The sequence below is a fragment of the Herbiconiux ginsengi genome, assembly GCF_900107435.1.
Classification (GTDB): domain Bacteria; phylum Actinomycetota; class Actinomycetes; order Actinomycetales; family Microbacteriaceae; genus Herbiconiux; species Herbiconiux ginsengi.
This window is the reverse complement of the sequence record NZ_FNPZ01000001.1, coordinates 1571688-1590971: the sequence shown is the minus strand read 5'-3', so window position 1 is coordinate 1590971 and position 19284 is coordinate 1571688. Positions and strand designations below refer to the sequence as shown.

Here is a 19284-nt window from a genome sequence, read left to right as displayed (position 1 = left end):
TGGTTGCTTCCTTACTGGGAGAGGACAAGGGGGTTCACTCGCTGCGAAGTGCGTCGATGGGCGCCAACCGCGCGGCCCGGGTGGCCGGGTAGACGCCGAACACCAGCCCGATGCCGATGGCCACGGCGATCGACAGGCCGACCGCCGCCGGCGAGACGACGATCGACGAACCGATCACGCCGGGCAGGGCGAAGGCTGCGCCGATGCCGAGCACGGCGCCGAGCAGCCCGCCCGAGAGTCCGAGGATCGCGGCTTCGACGAGGAACTGCCGCCGAATGGCCCACGGGGGCGCGCCGAGCGCTTTGCGCAGGCCGATCTCACGGGTGCGCTCGGTGACCGACACCAGCATGATGTTCATCACGCCGATCCCTCCCACGAGGAGCGAGAGGGCCGCGATGCCGGTGAGGAGCACGGTGAGCGTGCGGTAGATGGAGGTCGCGGTGTCGACGAGCGCATCCTGGCTGCTGATGGTGAAGTCGGCCGAGTCGCTGTTCGAGATGCCGTGCAGGTTGAGCAGCACCGATTGCGCCTCCTGGTAGGCCGCCGACAGCTGATCGTCGGACGCCGCCTTGAGGTAGATGGTCGACACCGTGTCACCGCCCGCGCCGCCGACCAATTGGCTGGCCGCCGTGGAGAGCGGCACGATCGCGACGTCGTCGAGGTTCGACGAGGAGTCAGAACCGGCCGAGGCGAGCACGCCGATCACCTCGAAGCTGCGCCCGTCGACGGTCACCGACCGTCCCACCACGTTGGTGGTTCCGAACAGCTCGGTGGCCGTCTCCGAACCGAGCACGACGACGGATGCCGCAGACACCTGGTCGTCGTCGTCGATGAACTCTCCGGCCAGCAGCTCTCGCGACCGCACGTCGAGCCAGGACGGTGTGGTTCCGGTGACCGTCGTGGTCCAGTTCGCATCACCCGCCTCCAACGAGAGCGAGGTCGACTTCTCGGCGGCGACGCCCGCGATGTCGGGCGCGTTGACCGAGGAGCCGAGCGCCTCGGCATCGGCGGTCGTGAGGGTCGCGCCGGTTCCGAAGCCGCCCCGAAGGCCCGAGCTGTCGGTGCTCGATCCGGGCGAGACGATGAGCAGATTGCTGCCGAGCGAGCTGATCTGCGAACTCACGTCCTTCTGCGTGCCGAGGCCGAGCCCGACGGTGAGGATCACCGCCGCGATCCCGATCAGGATGCCGAGCACGGTCAGGAGCGACCGCAGCGAGTGCGAGCGCACGGCGGCCCAGCTGGTGTGGAGCGTCTCGGTCCAGTTCATGCGCGCACCTCCTCGGCCATCTCGGCGTGACCGGGCAGCAGCAGTCCGTCACGCACCCGCACGACGCGCCGGGCGCGCTCGGCGACCTCGCTCTCGTGCGTGATCAGCACGATCGTGCGACCCAGCTCGTGGAGTTCGTCGAAGAGACCGAGCACGTCCTCGGTCGAGACCGAGTCGAGGTTGCCGGTGGGTTCGTCGGCGAGGATGAGGGTCGGTTCGCCGACCAGCGCCCGCGCGACCGCCACGCGCTGCTGCTGCCCGCCCGACAGCTCGCCCGGCCTGTTGTCGTAACGATCGGCCAGCCCCACCCGGTCCAGCGCCCGCTGGGCCCGCTCCCGCCGCTCGGCGGCGGGCACCCGGCCGTAGATCAACGGCAGCTCGACGTTGCGCCAGGCCGGAAGCGAGGGCAGCAGGTTGAACTGCTGGAACACGAAGCCGATCCGCTCGTTGCGGATGGCGGCGAGCTCCGCTTCGTCGAGATCGTCGACGTCGTCGCCGGCCAGTCGGTAGCTGCCGGAGGTGAGGGTGTCGAGACAGCCCAGCACGTTCATCAGGGTCGACTTGCCCGAACCCGACGGCCCCATGATGGCGACGTACTCGCCCTCCGTGATGGCGAGGTCGACCCCCCGCAGGGCTTCGAACTCGATCGTTCCGGAACGATAGAGCTTGCGCGCCGCGCTGAGCTGGATGACCGGCCCGGATGCGTGCTCCGGCGCCGTGGACGAGACGACGAGATCCGATGCGCGCTCAGCCACGGGTCGCCGCCCCGCCGAACTGGCTCGGATCGAAACCGTCCGGCAGCTGGACGCCGCTCGGGAGCTGACTCGGATCGAAACCGTCCGGCAGCTGCCCGCCGCCGGGGAACTGGCCCGTTCCGCCGCCCGAACCGCCGTTGCCGCTCGGGGTGAACACCGTCACCTTCACGAGGTCGCCCTCCGCGAGCCCCTCCGTGATCTCGGTCAAGGTGCCGACCGTCTCGCCCACGGTCACCGACTTCGTGGTCTCGTTTCCGTCGGCGTCGACCACGGTGACGCTCGTCGTGCCGTCGTCTGCCGTGGTCACGGCCGCGCTCGGCACGGTGAGCACATCCGTGCGGCGCTCGTAGACGATCTTCGCGGTGACCGAGATCCCGTCGTGCAGGCCTTCGGGCGACCCCGTCACAGCCACGGTGACGGGATAGGCGGCCGCCCCCGAGGTGGTCGAGGGCAGCAGCCCCACCGAACTCACGGTGCCGAAGAAGGACGCTCCGTCGTCGGTCGAGAACTCCACCTGGTCTCCGGATGCGACGTTCGGCACATCCGTCTCCCCCACCGAGAGCGAGACCTGCCAGGAGTCGGTGCCCACGATGGTGAACTGGGCGGTCGAGGTGCCGGTGTCGGCACCGGATCCGGCGCCCGCTCCCGCGCCGCTCGAGCCACTCGAACTGCCGGTGACGGTGTCACCGACCTCGAGGTTCACCGCCGTGACGAGTCCCGAGACGGGCGCGGTGAGCGTGGCTCCGCTCACCGCCGCGGCGGCCTTGTCGGCAGCGGCCTGCGCCACTGCGACGGCCGCCTCGTCGGAGGCGATCTGCGCCGCCGAGGCGTCGGAGCCGTCGTCGTCGGCCTGCGCCGACGAGAGGGTGGCCTGTGCCGTGGCGAGCGTCGCCTGCGCCGACAGCTGCTCGGACTGCACGGTGAGCGTGTCGACGGTGGCGAGTACGTCACCGGCCGTCACTGTCGACCCGGCCGTGACGTTCACCGCGGTGACCGTGCCGGCGACCGCGAAATCCACGTCTTCGTCGACGGCGGGGGCGAGAGTGCCCGACGCGTCGACCGTCTTCTCGAGGGTCTCGAGCGACGCGGCGACACTGGTCGACGCCGGTTCGGTCTGCGCTTGAGCCGACGAGGCCGAGAGCGACAGGGCCGCCCAGGTGGCGCCGCCGCCGATCACGACGACCCCGATGGCGCCACCGATGATCCAGGTGCGTAGACGTATGCGTTTGACGAATGCGGTGATCTTCATGTTCTCCCTCGACGGCTGTGGGTGGCCCAGGCCGGGTACCGGACGCGTCGAGCGTAGGAAGCGGGCTTATCAGCGGTCTTGCGTGAACCTTGGGCGTTCCTATGAAGATGGCCGGCTCCCATTGGTCGGCGGGTTCTTGGCGGCCCTGGGGTGCGCTCGGCACGGTAGAATCGATGCAATGTGCGGCATCGTGGGCATCGTCTCGTCAGACCCGGTCAACCAACTCGTCTACGACTCGCTCCTGCTGCTCCAGCACCGCGGTCAGGATTCGACGGGCATCGCCACCGCCGAGGGCAGCACCTTCCACATCGTGAAGGCGAAGGGCCAGGTGCGGGAGGGCTTCCGCACCCGTGACATGCGGTCGCTGCTCGGCACCATGGGCCTCGGGCACGTTCGCTATGCCACGCGCGGCTCGGCCTCGCAGGAGCAGGAGGCGCAGCCGTTCTACGTGAACGCGCCCTACGGCATCATCCTCGTGCACAACGGCAATCTCACGAACACGCGTGAGCTCACCAGCGAGCTCTACAACATCGACCGCCGGCACCTCAACACCGACTCCGACACCGAGTTGCTGCTCAACATCTTCGCCAACGAGCTGCAGTCGCAGGTCTCGGGCCTGTCACTCGATCCCGACCAGATCTTCACCGCCGTCTCCCGCGTGCACGAGCGGGTCGAGGGCTCCTACGCGGCGATCGCGATGATCGCGGGGCACGGGTTGCTGGCCTTCCGCGATCCGTTCGGCATCCGGCCGCTCACCATCGGCAGCCGTCTGCTCGAGAACGGCCAGATGGAGTACGTGGTGGCATCCGAGTCGCTCGTGATGGAGAGCCTCGGCTACACGGTGCTGCGGGATGTCGCGCCCGGGGAGGCCGTGTTCATCACGCTCGACGGCGAGCTGATCACGAAGCAGTGCGCGCCGAACCCGGTGCTGGTGCCGTGCTCGTTCGAATACGTCTACCTGGCCCGCCCGGACTCGGTGATGTCGGGCATCTCGGTGTACGAAGCGCGGCTGCGGCTCGGCAACTACCTCGCCGACACCGTGGCGCGCTACACGCCGATGGGCGACATCGATGTGGTGATGCCGATTCCGGATTCGTCGCGGCCGGCCGCCATGCAGGTGGCCCAGAAGCTCGGTGTCGAGTACCGCGAGGGGTTCTACAAGAACCGCTATGTGGGGCGCACGTTCATCATGCCCGGGCAGGCGGCACGCAAGAAGTCCGTGCGGCAGAAGCTGAACGCGATGTCGAGCGAGTTCAAGGGCAAGAACATCCTCATCGTCGACGACTCGATCGTGCGGGGCACCACGTCGAAGGAGATCGTGGACATGGCGCGGGCCGCCGGGGCGAACAAGGTGACGTTCGCGTCGGCCGCTCCCCCGGTGCGGTATCCGCACGTGTACGGCATCAACATGCCGTCGCGGCACGAGCTCGTGGCGCACGACCGCAAGATCCCCGAGATCGCGCAGGCCATCGGCGCCGACCACCTGATCTACCAGGAGGTCGAGGACATGCGTCGTGCCATCACGCTCGGGTCTGACATCACCGACCTGGAGATGAGCTGCTTCACGGGCGAGTACGTGACCGGGACGGTGACGCCGGAGTATCTGGCGTGGGTGGAGCGCAATCAGCTGAGCTGACGGTGCTGCCGCGCGCTGCGGCCCGTCAGCTTCCCGGGACCCACCACACCATCGCCACCACAGACCACATCAGTGGGCGAGGTATCCCTCGAGTTCGGTTACCACTGCCTCGGATATCGTCGCCGTTCCCCCGAGAACGACGATGTGCGCGGGCCCGATTCGCCGCAACTCGGCGGCAATCGGCGCCGGGATGCCGTCACGGGTCACGAGGAGCATCGGTCCGCCATTCTTGATGGCGGCCGCCGAACCGGACAGTGCATCAGGGAAGGTCGTTCCCGAAGCGATATAGACGGTATGGGTCTCGGCACAGAACAGGTCGGAGCTCACCTTCGCGGCGACTTCGAAACGGTCCGCCCCAGCGAGCCGATTGGTTCGGGCCGTCTCACCCAATTCCAGGGCGACCGAATTCGACACCGAATCCGTTCCACCGAGGAGGGCGATCCTTCTCGGTGTCCGCAGAAGGAAGAAGTAGTCGACTCCCGCTGGTACATCGTCCTTCGTGACGAGAGCAACGGGTCCACCAACCGCTCCCGCGGCCGCGGCCCCCGCGAGCGCGTCGGCAAATCCTGCCCCGGAAGCGACATAGAGCTTGTCGGAACCGATGTTGAAGATGCCTTTGAGGACGTTCGCCGAGACCTCATATCGGTCAGCACCCCCGAAACGTTGGACTGCGGATGCAAAACCCTTGAGGCTACTTTCAACTGCCGGACTGACTGATGCCGGCCCACCCACGATGATGATGTCGCTCGGTTTGAGTCGCTTCAACTCATCGGCGACCTCCTTCGGGATCGAATCCGGCGCCACGAGCAATACCGGGCTGCCGACGACTCCAGCGGCTGCGGAAGCCGAGAGCGCATCAGGGAAGGTCGCGCCACTGACGATGTAGGCGACTCGCACTCCCGGTGCGAACGTGCGGGCTGAAATCGCCGCCGACACGGCGTACCGATCGGCGCCGGCAATCCTTTCAACGCCCGTGTCGTTGTCATGAATCTGTCCCGGGCACGTTTCAGGGACGTTCTTCGTCACCCCGCCCAGAGGAAAGGCGGCCGCGGTCGGCCCCGACACGGTGCCGATGAAAGCCGCAACCAGCAGCGCCGATGCGAGACCTAGTGATGTAGTTCTCCGAAATCTCATAGTTGAGTTTACATCATTTAATTAAGCAAGCGCGGGGAGACGTCACATTCGCGTCACTGATCCGGTCTTTATGGGCATGAGAGCATCCGACCGAGGCGGGAACAGGAATTACTTCAGCAGCGGGGAAAGGGTGGCAGGCAGCCCATCGCTGTGGCAGACCGTGTGGGAATGGGTCGCCCGACCGAACCACGTCAAAGCCGTGCACAGCTTCAGCGCCGCCGCCCAGAGCGGCGACGAAGTAAGGCTCGGGGCGCTGCTCGACCCCGACGTCGCCGTGGTGGTGGAGGCCGGCGAGCCAGCGCATCCGACGATCAAGGTCGTGAAGGGCGTCTACGAAGCGGGGGCGTTGTTGCGGCACGGGATGGCGCCGCGCGCCGGCGTCGTGGTGGCCGAGCGCCCTGTCGGCAGTCAGGCCGGTCTCGTGCTCAGCCGCGACGGCCAGCCCACCGCCTCGGTGACCGTCGACTTCACCGGGCGGCTCGTCAGCGTGGTGTGGATCAAGCTGCACGCTGCCGCCTAGCCGCAGCGTCGGGGCGGCTCGATAGGCTCGGATCATGCCGACCCCCGACTTCGTTCTGGCCCTCCGCGAGAAGATCGGGCACGCTCCGCTATGGCTCACCGGCATCACCGCCGTCGTGACCCGCGGCGACGACCTCCTGCTGGTGCGGCGCAGCGACACCGGGGCGTGGACCCCCGTGACCGGCATCGTCGACCCGGGCGAAGAACCCGCCGTGGCGGCCGCACGCGAAGTGCTGGAGGAGGCAGACGTCGTGGCGCATCCGGTGCACCTGGCCTGGGTGCACACGATCCCGATGGTCACTTACCCCAACGGCGACCAGTCGCAGTACCTCGACCTCACCTTCCGCATGCGCTACGAGTCGGGCGACCCCTTCCCCGCCGACGGCGAGAACACGGAGGCACGCTGGTTCGCCCCCGCCGACCTTCCGGAGATGTCACCCGACATGCGGGCGCGCATCCGCTACGCCCTCGACGAGGAGAGGGCCACGCGCTTCGAGTCCTGAAAGACTGGAAAGAATTCTGGGGAGCGATGTCGATCCCGGTCGCTCCCGTTCGACGCCTGAGCAGAAGGGGTCGAAAAGAGCCCCGCCGACACGAGGAGAGACACCATGAAGTACATGCTGATCATGCGCAGCACCGCGGAGGCCATCGAGGCGTCGAAGACGACGGACTTCGAGGAGATCATCAACGCGATGGGCGCCTACAACGAGTCGATGATCAAGGCCGGCGTGCTGATCGGCGGCGACGGACTGACGGATGCCGCCGAGGGGTTCGTTGTCGACTTCAGCTCCGAGACCCCCGTCATCACCGACGGCCCCTACGGCGAGGTGCACGAACTGTTCAACGGGTTCTGGATCGTCGACGTGTCCTCGCGCGAGGAAGCCGCCCAGTGGGCGAGCCGGGCTCCGCTCGGACCGGGCTCGAAGCTCGAGGTGCGCCGCATCACCGACGAGAGCGACTTCGCCGACTTCGCCGACAACGAGTACATCCAGAAGGAGAAGGAGTGGCGCGGCGAGGGCGCGCTGGGCTGAGCGCCATGAACGCCGACGCGGCGACGCCAGGCGTCGACGGGGCAGGCATCCGCCGCACCGTCGACGCCGTCTGGCGCATCGAGAGCGCCCGCATCGTCGCCACACTCGCGAAGGTGACCGGCGACTTCGCCTGGGCCGAAGACCTGGCACAGGAGGCTGTGGTCGACGCTCTCGCGCAGTGGCCGTCGACGGGCGTTCCGCAGAACCCCGGCGCGTGGCTCACCGCCGTCGCAAAGCGCAAGGCCATCGACGGCTGGCGACGACGCGAGCGCCTCGACGACCGGTACCGCGCCCTGGCTCACGGGCTCGACGAACACGGCGGCGCGGCCGACAGCGGCGAGGCGATCGACGACGACGTGCTGCGCCTGGTGTTCACCGCCTGCCACCCCGTGCTCGGCCGCGAGGCGCAGGTCGCGCTCACGCTACGCGTGGTCGGCGGACTCAGCACCGAAGAGATCGCGCGCCTCTTCCTCGTTCCGGTGGCGACCGTGCAGCAGCGGATCGTGCGCGCCAAAAAGACCCTCGCCGCCGCGAAGACCCCGTTCGAGACGCCCGGTCCGAGCGAGTGGTCGGCCCGGCTGGGGTCGGTGTTGGGGGTGGTGTACCTGATCTTCACCGAGGGGTACTCCGCGACATCCGGAGACCGCTGGATGCGCGCCGAGCTCGCCCTCGAGGCCCTCCGGCTCGGCCGCGTGGTGGCGGGGCTGGTGCCGCGTGAGGCGGAGGCGCACGCGCTGGTGGCGCTGATGGAGTTCCAGGCGTCGCGTTTCGGTGCACGGACGCGATCCGACGGCAGTCCGGTGCTGCTGGCGGATCAGGACCGCTCGCGCTGGGATCGCGCCCAGATCGGCCGAGGCGTCGCGGCGCTGGCACGGGCCGATGAGCTCGGACGGGGGCGCGGGCCGTACGCGCTGCAGGCGGCGATCGCCGAGTGCCATGCGGTGGCACCCTCGGTCGACGAGACCGACTGGGAACGGATCGTGCTTCTCTACGAGGCCCTCGGCCGTCTGGCGCCGAACCCGGTGGTGGACCTGAATCGGGCCGTTGCGGTGTCGATGGCCGTCGGGCCGGCATCCGGTCTGCGCATCGTGGACGAGATCGCGGCCTCCGGCGCTCTGCGCGGTTCGCACCTGCTGCCGAGCGTGCGGGGCGAGCTCCTCGCCCGCCTCGGCCGCCTCGCGGAGGCGCGCTCGGAGCTGACGACCGCGGCCGGCCTCGCCGCGAACGCCCGTGAACGCCAGGTGCTGCGGGACAAGGCGGCGGCACTGGGCTGAACATCCCCTCTTGACCTCTTTACAACGTTGTGCAAACCTCCTTTTACAACGATGTACAACGGTGGGTGACCGCCTGCCTTCGTGCGTCGACCGACGGGAGGATGCAATGAAGCACACACGCGAACGGGCAGTGCGAAAGCGGTCGAGAGGCCTCGTCGCACTGGTCGCGACGACGGCGTTGATCGGTTCCGCTCTGGCCGTGGGAGCGGCCACGGGGCCGGCTTTCGCCGTCACCACCGGCAACGGCGCTCTGGTCTACGCGCCGCCGAACGGTTCGTCGTTCAACGACGAAGGAGGCGACGCGACGGGCACCGCCTACGCCAAGATCGTGGCGCTGAAGTACAGCGGCGCCTCGAACGGCACACTGATCTCGACCTTCGACGACGCCCGGCTCATCAAAGACGTGAGTCCGAGCACCAACCCCACCACCGACACCCAGGCCTGCCTCGCGAACCCGGCACTGGCCTGCCATCAGGAATGGCCGTTCTTCCGCAGCACCGACAACGGCGCGACCTGGCAGAAGATCTCCTCGATCAACCCCGGCCTGCAGTTCCCCGGAACCCCAGGACAGGAGGACAGCACCCAGCTCGACCGCACCGCGCAGCCGTTCCTCTACGAGCTCCCGCAGGCGGTGGGCACCCTCGCGGCGGGCACCCTCCTCTTCACCGGGCAGGTGCGGCCGGCCGATCGCGACAACCCGGCATCCGTCACCAAGCTCGTGGTCTACAAGAGCACGAACCAGGGAACGAGCTGGTCGTACCTCAGCACCGTCGACACCGGCGGCCCAGCCATCTACGACCCGTCGCCGACGTCGACCACGACCACCGTCTGGGAGCCGACGCTGGCCGTCGACGCGAACGGCGGACTGGTGACGTACTTCTCCGACGAGCGGCAGAAGGCCAACGGGGTGCTGCAGGCGGTGTCGTATCGGCGGTCGACCGATGGGGGCCTCACCTGGGGCACGCTGGCCAACGTGTCGGCCCCCACCGACTCCACGCACCGACCCGGCATGATCACGGTCGACAAGCTGCCCGACGGCACCTACATCGCCACCTACGAGGTGGTGAATGCCACGGGCTACGCCTTCTCGAACGCCTCACCGGTGTTCTTCAAGAAGTCGGTCGACGGCCTGAACTGGGGCACCACCAGTAGCCTCGGCACGCCCGTGGAGCTGGCCGACGGTCGCGGCATCGGATCGTCGCCCACCGTGAAATGGGTGCCGGCCGGTGGCCCGAAGGGCATGGTCGTCGTGGCCTCGAAGTGGGGGCTGGATGCCGCGGGCAATCTCGATGGAGGCCAGAACTTCTTCGTCAACTACAACCTCGGAGCCGGACCCTGGGAGCGCCTGCCGTTCGCGGTGACATTCAACGGGCCGAGCTCCATCACCGGGTTCGCGCAGGGGATCGACTACAGCCCCGACGGCCGAACACTCTACCAGGCCACCAACGTGGAGAACTACCGCCCGAATCCGAGCAACCCCAGCGAGACCTACCTGTACAACGACATCCGGGTCGGCACGGTTCCGCTGAACGCGACGACGTACGAGGCGGAGAAGGCGGCGCTGGTCAACACCACGCTGGTGACGCACGGTGATGCCTCGAACGGTTCGAAGGTGGGCAACATCAACTTCTCGAACAGCACCGTCACGTTCACGGTCAAGGCGCCCACGGCCGGGAGCTACACGGTGAACGTGCGTTACGCCAACGGCACCGGTGCCACGAGCAGCCACGCGGTGTCGGTGAACGGTGGTACGGCGACCTCGCTGAGCTACCCGCCGACGGCTGACTGGGGTCGCTACCTCTGGGCGCAGCTCACCACCACCCTGAACGCCGGGAACAACACCATCCGTTTCGGCTATTCGGGAACCTATGCCGAGCTCGACCAGATCCAGGTCTACCAGTCGAGCACGACGCCGGCGCCGGAGTTCCAGATCAAGAACCGCAACAGCGGCAAGCTGCTCGAGATCGCCTCGGCCGCCGTCACCGACGGTGCGCCGGCCGGCCAGTGGGGCCCGACGGCGAACCCGACCCAGATCTGGCAGGTGCTGCCCGCCGCATCGGGAACGCATCAACTGGTCAACAAGAACAGCCTCAAGCTGCTCGAGATCCCGGGTGCCGCGACGGCGGACGGGATCGACGCGGCCCAGTGGGGCCCGACCGGCAACGCGACCCAGCGCTGGACGCTCACCCCGGACAGCAGCGGCTTCTGGACGATCAAGAATGCCAACAGCGACAAGCTGCTCGAGATCGACTCCTGCCTGACGACGGATGGCGCGGTCGCTCAGCAGTGGGGCCCGACGGGGGCCGCCTGCCAGCAGTGGCAACTGGTGAAGGAGGGCATCCAGTAACACCCGCACACACGAGGGCCGGCGCGCGTTCCCGCGCCGGCCCTCGCTCGTTGGTGCTCTGTCGTCCACCCCTGGGGGAGATCAGGGTGCCGTCTGCAAGGTGATGACCGTCCACGACACCGGGGGCAGGTCGATGCTGCCGGCCGCGTCGGCGAGCACCAGGGTGTCGTTGGGGCACATCGCCACCCGCTCCGGATCGGCGAGGGTGTTCGCCGCGTACGCGTCGTCGTCGGTGAGGGTCTGAGCCCTCGCATCCGTCACCGCACCGAGACCGGTCAGGTCGAATGCCAGGGAGACCGTCTCGCTCTGCGAACGGTTCACCACGAAGACGCTCGTGCGCCCGGTCGCCTCGTCGAAGGTGGTTGCTGCATCGACCACGGGCACCCGACCATAGGTCTCCGTGTCATACGAATCGCTCTCCACCCGGGTGGCCAGCGCCGATCCCGCCGCGAGCGCGGACGTGAGTGCGAACGGGAAGAAGGTGGTCTGCCGCCAGGCGATGCCACCCGGCTCAGTCATGATGGGCGCGATCACGTTCACCAGCTGGGCGAGGGATGCGCTGGTCACCCGATCGGCGCGCTTCAGCAACGAGATGAGTAGGTTGCCGACCACGACCGCATCCGCCACGGAGTAGGAGTCTTCGAGCAGACGCGGCGCGACCGGCCAGTTCTGCGCCCCCGTGATCTTGTCGACGTTCTCGAAACGGTCGTTATACCAGACGTTCCACTCGTCGAAGGAGATGTTGACGACGTGATCGCTGCCCTTCACGGCCTTGACGTGATCGATGGTCGCCACCACCGACTCGATGAACGCATCCATGTCGACGGCCGATGCCAAGAAGCTGCCGAGGTCGCCGTTCTTCTCCTCGTAGTACGCGTGGCAGGAGATGTAGTCGACGTCGTCGTAGCTGTGCGACAGCACCACCCGCTCCCACTCGCCGAAAGTCGGCATGTGCCGGCTCGACGAGCCGCACACCACCACCTCGAGGGCCGGGTCGAACATCCGCATCGCACGGGCGGTCTGCGCGGCGAGCTTGCCGTAGTCGTCGGCGGAGCGGTGGCCGAGCTGCCAGGGGCCGTCCATCTCGTTGCCGAGGCACCACATCCGCACGTCGAAGGCCTCGGTGCGGCCGTTCGCGATGCGTCGATCGGCGAGCGCGGAACCGGATTCCCGGTTGGAGTACTCGAGCAGATCGAGCGCCTCGAGCGTGCCCCGGGTGCCCAGGTTCACGGCGAGCATCAGTTCGCTGCCCACCGATTCCAACCACGACGCGAACTCGTGCAACCCGATCTCGTTGCTCTCGGTGGAGTGCCAGGCGAGGTCGAGCCGGGTGGGGCGCTCGTCACGCGGACCCACACTGTCCTCCCAGCGGAAGCCCGACACGAAGTTGCCACCCGGATAGCGCACCGCGCTCACCCCGAGTTCGGTCACCAACTCCATGACGTCGGTGCGGAATCCGCGCTCGTCGGCGCTCGGATGCCCGGGCTCGTAGATGCCGTCGTAGACGGCGCGGCCGAGGTGCTCGACGAAGGAGCCGAACACCCGCCGGTTCACCGGGCCGATCGCGAGTCGCGGGTCGAAGAACAGTCGTGCAGTGGACATCGGATTCCTTGAGGGTGGTGTGCGGTCGTTTGTCATTTGAGTCCGGTGCTGGCGACGCTCTCGATGAAGCGGCGTTGCACGAAGAGGAACATGATGGCCAGCGGGACGACGGCGATCAGCGAACCCGCCATCATCACGCCGTAGGGGATGATGCCGCTCGGCCCGGTGAGGAGCGTGAGGCCGGAGGTGATGGTTCCCATCTCCTGCTCGGTGGTGAACACGAGCGGCCAGAGCAGGTCGTTCCAGTTGTTCACGAAGGTGTAGATGCCGAGGGTGAGCAGCGCGGGCACCGCGTTCGGCAGCACGATGCTGCGGAAGATGCGGAACTCGGATGCGCCGTCGATGCGGGCCGCATTGTCGAGATCGCGCGGGAGAGAGAGGAAGAACTGACGCAGGAAGAAGATGCCGAACGCATCTGCCGCTCGCGGGATGATGAGTCCCCAGAAGGTGTTCACCCAGCCGAAGTCGGCCACGAGCTGATAGATCGGGATGAGGGTGGCCTGGAACGGGATCATCAGGCTCGCCACGATGACGAGCAGCAGGATGCGACTGCCGCGGAAGTCGACACGCGCCAGCACGTACGCGGCCAGCGAGTCGAACACGAGAGCGCACAGGGTCACACCGCCGGCGAACACGAAGCTGTTCAGGATGAGCCGGCCGAACGGCAGCTCGTTGAAGATGCGGGTGAAGTTGTCGAGAGTCCAATCGGTGGGCAGGAGCGACGGCGGGAACGCGTTCACCTCCGCCACCGGCTTGAACGCCGTGAACACGATGATGATGATCGGCAGCAGCACGAGCAGCGCCACCGCGAGCATCGCCACGAAGAAGAGCCAGGGGCCCACGCGTCGCAGCGGTGAGCGGCGGGGGCGGGAACGGGGAGCGAGCGCGACGGCGGCCATCAGCCGGCATCCTTCTCGCCGCGGCTCGTGACCACGAATTGCACGAGGCTGAGGATGAGGGTCGCGATCAGGAGCACGTACGACAGCGCTGAGGCGAAGCCGAGCTCGAGATCCTTGAAGCCCGACTGGTAGATCTGCATGACGACGGTCTGCGTGCTCTGGTACGGCCCGCCGCCCGTGAGCACGTAGATCTGGTCGAAGGCCTGCAGCGCCGCGATGGTGGCGATGATGAGCACGAAGCCGGTGGTGTTGCCGAGCAGCGGGATGGTGACGTTGCGAAAGCGCGACCACGGACCGGCGCCGTCCATCCGCGCCGCCTCGTAGAGACTCGTGGGAATCTCCTGCAATCCGGCCAGGAAGACGATCATGTAGAAGGCGAAGTTCTTCCACACGGCCACGAGCACGACGGTCGGCATCGCGAGCACCGGATCTTGCAGCACGTTGCCGATGCTCACGCCGAAGCCCTGCAGCCAGTAGTTCAGCAGGCCCACCTGCGGATCGAGCAGGTACTGCCAGGCGAAGGCGGCGACGGCCAACGACACGATGAAGGGCAGGAAGAGCCAGGTGCGGAAGACGCCGCGGAACGGCAGTCTCGGGCTGTTCAGAGCGAGCGCCAACACGAGCGCGAGGATGACGGCGGTGGGCGTGAACAGCACCGTGTAGAGCACCGTGTTGCCCATGGCTCGGAGGATGCCCGGGTCGGTGAAGATCTCGACGTAGTTGTCGAGGCCGATGAACTCCTCCCGCCCGAATCCGCTCGCGTCGGTGAACGAGAGCCGAAGGGCGGAGATCATGGGCCAGAAGACGAAGAGCACCAGGATGGTCATGGTCGGCACGAGGAAGCCGATGATGGTCAATCGGCGTTTGGCCTTGCCACGGATCGGGCCTCGGCCGCCGAGTTGCGCGGGAGGGCGATAGCGGCGTGGTGCCTCGGTGGCGCTGGCGCTCATTGCTGAATTCCTTCGAAACGGTCGATGTTTCTACAACGTTGTAGTGAACGATAAGGAGATGTTCTCTGCCGCGTCAAATCGTCGTGTCGAGCAATTGACATCTGAGCGCGCATGGATGACCATAAAAATCTACAACGTTTACTTACAACGTTGTAGAGTGCGATTGCGAGGACTCGATTGTCCTCCGCACCGACAATGCAGTCGCAAAGTGGAGGGAAAGACGAATGAAGAAAGCAATCGCCGGTACAGCGATCGTGGGCGCCCTGATGCTCGCGATCACCGGCTGCTCAACCGCCGACTCGGGCAGTGATTCCGGAGGCAAGGTCGAACTGTCGTTCTGGCACGGCTACACCGAGGCTGACGGAGACGTGCTGAACGATCTGGTCACCCAGTTCAACAAGTCGCAGGACACGATCGAGATCACCCCGTCGGTGAAGCCGTGGGCCACCCTGCTCGACACGGCCCTGCCGGCACTGAGCTCGGGCAACGGGCCGCAGATCATGGCGATGCCGCCCGAGAACATCCCGGTCTTCGCCTCGAAGGGCGCTCTCGACTCGCTCGACAGCTGGTACGACGACCCCGACAGCGGCGCAGCGGCCCTGAACCCCGAGGCCGTGGCCACGGGAACGGTCGACGGCACGAAGTACGGCGTGCCGCTCAGCTTCACCCCGCTCACCATGTTCTACAACAAGGCGATGTTCGACGCCGCCGGAGTCGCCGTTCCGACGACGTGGGATGAATGGGTCACCGCCGCCAAGGCGCTCACCGTCGACTCGAACTCCGACGGCACGCCCGAACAGTACGGGCTCGCCTTGCAAGACAACGTGACCGTGGGCAACGGTGTCTGGCCATCGCTGTTCAAGAGCGGAGGCGGCGACGTCGTGACCGCCGACGGCGAGGTCGTCATCGACTCCCCCGAGAACGCGAAGACCCTGGCTTTCTGGGCCGATGCCGTGCAGAACGACAAGATCTCGCCCACGGGCCTCACCGGCGCCGACGCCGACGGCCTGTTCAGCGCCGGCAAGGTCGCGATGACCCTGGGCGGACCGTGGCTCGCAACCGTGTCGAAGGAGGCCGGGATCGACTACGGCATCGCCGCGCTGCCCGCCGGGCCCGAGGGCATCTCGGCCTCGGCTCTCGCGGTCGACATGAGCGTGACCTCGGATTCGACGGATGAGGAGAAGGCCGCCGCCGAGACCTTCTTCACCTGGTTCTTCCAGCACGACAACATGATCACCTGGTCGCTCGGTTCGGGCTGGCCACCGCTCACCACCGACGTGACCTCCGACGAGGTGGCCGAGAACCCGGTGGTCGCCGCGCTGACCGACCAGTCGCAGTACGGTGTGGCGTTGCTCCCCGGCGTCATCCCCTCCACCGACGTGCTGACCTCGCTCGACACGGCGACCCAGAAGGCGATGTCGGGCGGCGACCCGTCCGCGCTCCTGGCCACCGCGCAGGACGAGATGACGGCGACCCTCGCCAAGTAACCGCAGCACACCGCGATCCGCATCCGGCCACCGGCGGGATGCGGATCGCGGTGCGTCTGCCCGATGATGAACGGGACGATCGATCGATGAAAGAAGGACAGGGCATGAAGTGGTTCGACGACGGCGTGCTCCGATTCGCGGTCGGGGTGGAGGACACCTTCATCCCGCAGACGAGGCCCGGCGAGCGGGCCCTCGACGAATACGACCTCATGCAGCACTACCGCTTCTGGAAAGACGATCTCGACTACTGTGCCGAGGCCGGGGCGGAGCAGGTGCGCTGGGGCATCCCCTGGTATCGCGTGAACCCGGAGCCTGGCACCTGGGACTGGAGCTGGCTCGATCGGGTGATCGACCACTTCGACGAGACCGGCCTCGATCTCGTGGCCGACCTGGTGCACTACGGCACTCCCCTGTGGCTCGAGCGGGAGTTCGTGAACCCCGACTACCCGAAGCGTGTCGCCGACTACGCGGCCGCCGTCGCGGAGCGGTACCGGGGCCGCATCAAGCACTACACACCGCTCAACGAACCCCTGCTGAACATCATGTACTGCGGTGAGTTCGGCCAGTGGCCGCCCTATCGCACCGGCGACACCGGCTTCGTGGAGGTGCTCCGCGGGGTGTCGCGCGGCCTTGTCACCACCCAGAGCGCCATCGCCTCGGTCGATCCCGCGGCCGATTTCGTGCACGTGGAGGCGTCGTTCCGGTTCTCCGGAGACCTCGACGCACACCAGGAGACGCACGAGCACCTCAAACACCGGGCCTATCTCGTGCAAGACCTGGTGATGGGGCGCGTCGACCCCGCGCATCCGCTCGTTCCCTACCTCGAACGCAACGGCTTCAGCGACGACGACCTGAACTGGGCTCGCGAGAACACCGCGCAGCCCGACGTGATCGGGGTCAACTACTACCCGCAGCACTCCACCGAGGTGTTCGAGGCCGGGGCCGAGCTCGGCGGCGGCCCCAACGATCTGCGCCCCCGCGAAGACGCCGGCACCGACGGGTTGAAAGATGTTCTGACCTCGTTCGCGGCGCGCTACGGAAAGCCGGTCTACCTCACCGAGACGAGCTACACCGGCACGGTGGAGCAGCGGATCTCCTGGATGGAGGCCTCCGTCGCCGCCGTGCACGACCTCCGCGCGGCCGGCGTCGACGTCATCGGCTACACCTGGTGGTGCATCACCGACATGGTGGAGTGGTCGTATCGACCAGGCGCCGGTGACGCGATGGACTACCGGCTCCGGATGGGGCTGTGGTCGTTGGAGGAGGACGCCGACGGAGTGCTGCACCGGGTGAAGACGCCGGTGGCCGACAGCTTCCGGCGTCTCGCCGGTTCGGAGGCGTCCTAGCGGGCCGCCGGTGTGGCGGCGGACGACGACGCGACGGCGAGCGAGCCGGTCCCTGTCGACTCCCGGGGAACGATCTCGAAGTCGACGAGCACCTCCTGAGGGTCGGCGGGTCGCCCGCCCTGCTCGCCGATCCGGCGCACGAGGAGTTGGACCGCGGTGCGCGCGATCGAGGCGCGACCGGGGTCGACGCTGGTGAGGCTCGGCACGGCGTAGCGCGACTCCTCGATGTCGTCGAAACCGATGACGGCGACGTCATCCGGCACACGGAAGCCCGCCTCCTGCAGCACCCTCATGGCACCCAGTGTGAGTGCGTCGTTGAGCCCGAACACCGCATCGAAGTGCACGCCGCTGTCGATGAGCTCGCGCATCGAGGCGGCGCCGTTGGCCCGGTGCCAGAGGGTGGTATAGGCGACCAGGGCGGGGTCGAAAGGGATGCCGGCGGCGGCCAGCGCGTCCTGATAGCCCTGCACACGCAGCGCGGCCGATCCGACACCCTCGTCCACGTGCGCGCCGACGACGGCGATCCGCCGCCGCCCCAGCCCGATGAGCATCTCGGTCGCGGCCCTCGCCGCCTCGACGTTGCGCATGGTGACGTGATCGACGGGGCTGCCGAAGATCCGCTCGCCGAGCAGAACCAGCGGATAGTCGACGGCGAGCAGCTCTGCGTCGTCCTGCCCCATGCCCAGAGGGCTGAAGATCAGACCGTCGGTCAACCGCATCCGGGGGCTGGAGAGCACGGCGATCTCCCGCTCGCGACTGGCGCCCGTCTTCTCGATCAGCACCACCAGACCGTGTTTCTCGGCTTCGGCGATCACCTCGTCGGCCAGCTCGGCGAAGTAGCTCAGGCTGAGTTCGGGAAGAACGAGGCCGATGGCTCCGCTTCGGCCGGAGCGAAGACTCCGGGCCGTGGCGTTGGGCTGGTAGCCCAGCTCGTCGATCGCCCGCTGCACCTTGTGGCGGGTCTCCGGTCGCACGTGCGGGTAGTCGTTGACCACGTTCGAGACCGTCTTGATCGACACGCCGGCGAGGTGGGCGACGTCGTGCAGTGTTGCGGCCATGCGTATCCTCTCGGCCTGGCAGTACTCGATACTACAACGTTGTACTCCGGTCGTGCGGGCATGACACCGAGAAGCCGGCCCGACCCGGCCGGCATGGCCGGGCCGATCGGGAACGACGGCTCAGGCGCGTCGGCCCAGCATGCCCCGCACGAAGGAGGCCTGGCCGGCGTGCTGGAGGTCGTCGGCGATGACGCTCACGAGACGCACCGCAAGGGTCACGGGCGGGTTCCAGTTCGTGTCGACCACGCGCTCGAGGTCTCCTTCGCCGAGCGCGCGCAGGTACGCGACCGTGGCCGCGTAGACCGCTTCGTGGTAGCCGACCAGCAGCTCGGCCGAGACGCCGGCCACCTGCCCCACCTCGGCCGCCGACTGCGCGTACCCGGTGGCATCCGGGTCGAACGGCAGGGCGAAGCGCTCGAACCAGCCCTCCCCCGTCCACACCTGCTCGGTGCCCGCGACGTCGGCGACGTGGTCGTCCTGCACCCGCGTGAGGTGCCAGACCAGCCAGGCGATCGAGTTCGCCTCCGGATCGACGCGGGCGGCCAGCTCCTCCTCGCTCAGGCCGCCGACGGCCCGGCGGACGGTGTCACGGATGCGCGTGAACGCATCCTCCAGCAGGTCGATGCTCGTGGTCATGCGCTTCCTCTCGTCACGGCGTTCTCGGCGGCTCGACGCTCGTCGCGCGCATCTCTCGTCACCCCTTCGGGCTTACTCTTCACCGCCCGTACAC

At 67.5% G+C, this 19284-nt stretch carries 17 protein-coding genes; 8 read left to right on the top strand and 9 right to left on the bottom strand.

Annotation, left to right across the window (positions count from 1 at the left end):
- Positions 1–34 precede the first annotated feature (34 nt).
- The 3 genes from BLW00_RS07515 to BLW00_RS07505 are packed head-to-tail and all read right to left on the bottom strand — an operon-like array spanning position 35 to position 3271.
- Positions 35–1267: an ABC transporter permease gene (locus BLW00_RS07515; RefSeq protein ID WP_092551287.1), complete on the bottom strand. Its 1233-nt coding sequence runs from the start codon at positions 1265–1267 to the stop codon at positions 35–37.
- Positions 1264–2022: an ABC transporter ATP-binding protein gene (locus BLW00_RS07510; protein WP_092551284.1), complete on the bottom strand. Its 759-nt coding sequence runs from the start codon at positions 2020–2022 to the stop codon at positions 1264–1266. Before BLW00_RS07510 ends, BLW00_RS07515 begins: the two co-directional genes overlap by 4 nt.
- Positions 2015–3271, bottom strand: coding sequence for an efflux RND transporter periplasmic adaptor subunit (locus BLW00_RS07505; protein WP_092551281.1), 1257 nt, complete (start codon positions 3269–3271; stop codon positions 2015–2017). Before BLW00_RS07505 ends, BLW00_RS07510 begins: the two co-directional genes overlap by 8 nt.
- Before the next feature lie 178 nt (positions 3272–3449).
- On the opposite strand from BLW00_RS07505, the gene purF reads away from it, so the two are divergent.
- Positions 3450–4907, top strand: coding sequence for an amidophosphoribosyltransferase (gene purF, locus BLW00_RS07500; RefSeq protein WP_092551277.1), 1458 nt, complete (start codon positions 3450–3452; stop codon positions 4905–4907).
- Between the two features lie 69 nt (positions 4908–4976).
- Here purF and BLW00_RS07495 read toward each other — a convergent pair whose 3' ends face one another.
- On the bottom strand, positions 4977–5933 hold the full coding sequence (locus BLW00_RS07495) for a cell wall-binding repeat-containing protein (RefSeq protein WP_175494177.1): 957 nt from the start codon (positions 5931–5933) through the stop codon (positions 4977–4979).
- A gap of 238 nt (positions 5934–6171) precedes the next feature.
- On the opposite strand from BLW00_RS07495, the gene BLW00_RS07490 reads away from it, so the two are divergent.
- The 5 genes from BLW00_RS07490 (at position 6172) to BLW00_RS07470 (ending at position 11212) form a co-directional block, all read left to right on the top strand.
- Entirely contained in the window at positions 6172–6561 is a 390-nt protein-coding gene (locus BLW00_RS07490) for a hypothetical protein (protein ID WP_092551271.1), read from the top strand.
- A 34-nt stretch (positions 6562–6595) separates the two neighbouring features.
- The gene (locus tag BLW00_RS07485) at positions 6596–7063 is read left to right on the top strand and encodes an NUDIX hydrolase (RefSeq protein WP_092551268.1); all 468 of its coding nucleotides are present in this window, start codon (positions 6596–6598) and stop codon (positions 7061–7063) included.
- Between the two features lie 105 nt (positions 7064–7168).
- Positions 7169–7591 (top strand): YciI family protein, encoded by a 423-nt coding sequence (locus BLW00_RS07480; RefSeq protein WP_092551265.1) that lies wholly within the window; start codon positions 7169–7171, stop codon positions 7589–7591.
- A gap of 5 nt (positions 7592–7596) precedes the next feature.
- On the top strand, positions 7597–8865 hold the full coding sequence (locus BLW00_RS07475) for an RNA polymerase sigma factor (protein ID WP_092551262.1): 1269 nt from the start codon (positions 7597–7599) through the stop codon (positions 8863–8865).
- Between the two features lie 106 nt (positions 8866–8971).
- Positions 8972–11212: an RICIN domain-containing protein gene (locus BLW00_RS07470; protein WP_092551259.1), complete on the top strand. Its 2241-nt coding sequence runs from the start codon at positions 8972–8974 to the stop codon at positions 11210–11212.
- 81 nt (positions 11213–11293) lie between these two features.
- Here the strand turns inward: BLW00_RS07470 and arfA are convergent, their stop codons facing one another.
- Genes arfA through BLW00_RS07455 form a run of 3 tightly spaced genes read right to left on the bottom strand, consistent with a single transcriptional unit; the run spans position 11294 to position 14663 of the window.
- Complete coding sequence (gene arfA / locus BLW00_RS07465) at positions 11294–12814, bottom strand: arabinosylfuranosidase ArfA (RefSeq protein ID WP_092551256.1); 1521 nt, start codon at positions 12812–12814, stop codon at positions 11294–11296.
- 32 nt (positions 12815–12846) lie between these two features.
- Complete coding sequence (locus tag BLW00_RS07460) at positions 12847–13713, bottom strand: carbohydrate ABC transporter permease (protein ID WP_092551253.1); 867 nt, start codon at positions 13711–13713, stop codon at positions 12847–12849.
- Positions 13713–14663, bottom strand: a complete 951-nt coding sequence (locus BLW00_RS07455; RefSeq protein WP_092551249.1) for a carbohydrate ABC transporter permease — start codon at positions 14661–14663, stop codon at positions 13713–13715. Before BLW00_RS07455 ends, BLW00_RS07460 begins: the two co-directional genes overlap by 1 nt.
- 224 nt (positions 14664–14887) lie before the next feature.
- Between BLW00_RS07455 and BLW00_RS07450 the strand changes: the two genes are divergently transcribed.
- Both BLW00_RS07450 and BLW00_RS07445 read left to right on the top strand, forming a co-directional pair.
- On the top strand, positions 14888–16150 hold the full coding sequence (locus tag BLW00_RS07450; RefSeq protein WP_092551246.1) for an ABC transporter substrate-binding protein: 1263 nt from the start codon (positions 14888–14890) through the stop codon (positions 16148–16150).
- Positions 16151–16254: 104 nt separating this feature from the next.
- Complete coding sequence (locus BLW00_RS07445) at positions 16255–17496, top strand: family 1 glycosylhydrolase (RefSeq protein ID WP_245741363.1); 1242 nt, start codon at positions 16255–16257, stop codon at positions 17494–17496.
- Here BLW00_RS07445 and BLW00_RS07440 read toward each other — a convergent pair.
- Positions 17493–18554, bottom strand: a complete 1062-nt coding sequence (locus BLW00_RS07440) for a LacI family DNA-binding transcriptional regulator (RefSeq protein WP_092551243.1) — start codon at positions 18552–18554, stop codon at positions 17493–17495. The genes BLW00_RS07445 and BLW00_RS07440 overlap by 4 nt on opposite strands.
- Before the next feature lie 120 nt (positions 18555–18674).
- Complete coding sequence (locus BLW00_RS07435) at positions 18675–19190, bottom strand: mycothiol transferase (RefSeq protein WP_092551241.1); 516 nt, start codon at positions 19188–19190, stop codon at positions 18675–18677.
- Between the last annotated feature and the right edge of the window lie 94 nt (positions 19191–19284).

Coding starts and splice junctions, on each gene's coding strand:
- BLW00_RS07485 (WP_092551268.1), top strand. CDS start 6,596: ATGCCGACCCCCGACTTCGTTCTGGCCCTCCGCGAGAAGATCGGGCAC.
- BLW00_RS07475 (WP_092551262.1), top strand. CDS start 7,597: ATGAACGCCGACGCGGCGACGCCAGGCGTCGACGGGGCAGGCATCCGC.
- BLW00_RS07460 (WP_092551253.1), bottom strand. CDS start 13,713: ATGGCCGCCGTCGCGCTCGCTCCCCGTTCCCGCCCCCGCCGCTCACCG.
- purF (WP_092551277.1), top strand. CDS start 3,450: ATGTGCGGCATCGTGGGCATCGTCTCGTCAGACCCGGTCAACCAACTC.
- BLW00_RS07470 (WP_092551259.1), top strand. CDS start 8,972: ATGAAGCACACACGCGAACGGGCAGTGCGAAAGCGGTCGAGAGGCCTC.
- BLW00_RS07515 (WP_092551287.1), bottom strand. CDS start 1,267: ATGAACTGGACCGAGACGCTCCACACCAGCTGGGCCGCCGTGCGCTCG.
- arfA (WP_092551256.1), bottom strand. CDS start 12,814: ATGTCCACTGCACGACTGTTCTTCGACCCGCGACTCGCGATCGGCCCG.
- BLW00_RS07455 (WP_092551249.1), bottom strand. CDS start 14,663: ATGAGCGCCAGCGCCACCGAGGCACCACGCCGCTATCGCCCTCCCGCG.
- BLW00_RS07445 (WP_245741363.1), top strand. CDS start 16,255: ATGAAGTGGTTCGACGACGGCGTGCTCCGATTCGCGGTCGGGGTGGAG.
- BLW00_RS07480 (WP_092551265.1), top strand. CDS start 7,169: ATGAAGTACATGCTGATCATGCGCAGCACCGCGGAGGCCATCGAGGCG.
- BLW00_RS07440 (WP_092551243.1), bottom strand. CDS start 18,554: ATGGCCGCAACACTGCACGACGTCGCCCACCTCGCCGGCGTGTCGATC.
- BLW00_RS07435 (WP_092551241.1), bottom strand. CDS start 19,190: ATGACCACGAGCATCGACCTGCTGGAGGATGCGTTCACGCGCATCCGT.
- BLW00_RS07450 (WP_092551246.1), top strand. CDS start 14,888: ATGAAGAAAGCAATCGCCGGTACAGCGATCGTGGGCGCCCTGATGCTC.
- BLW00_RS07505 (WP_092551281.1), bottom strand. CDS start 3,271: ATGAAGATCACCGCATTCGTCAAACGCATACGTCTACGCACCTGGATC.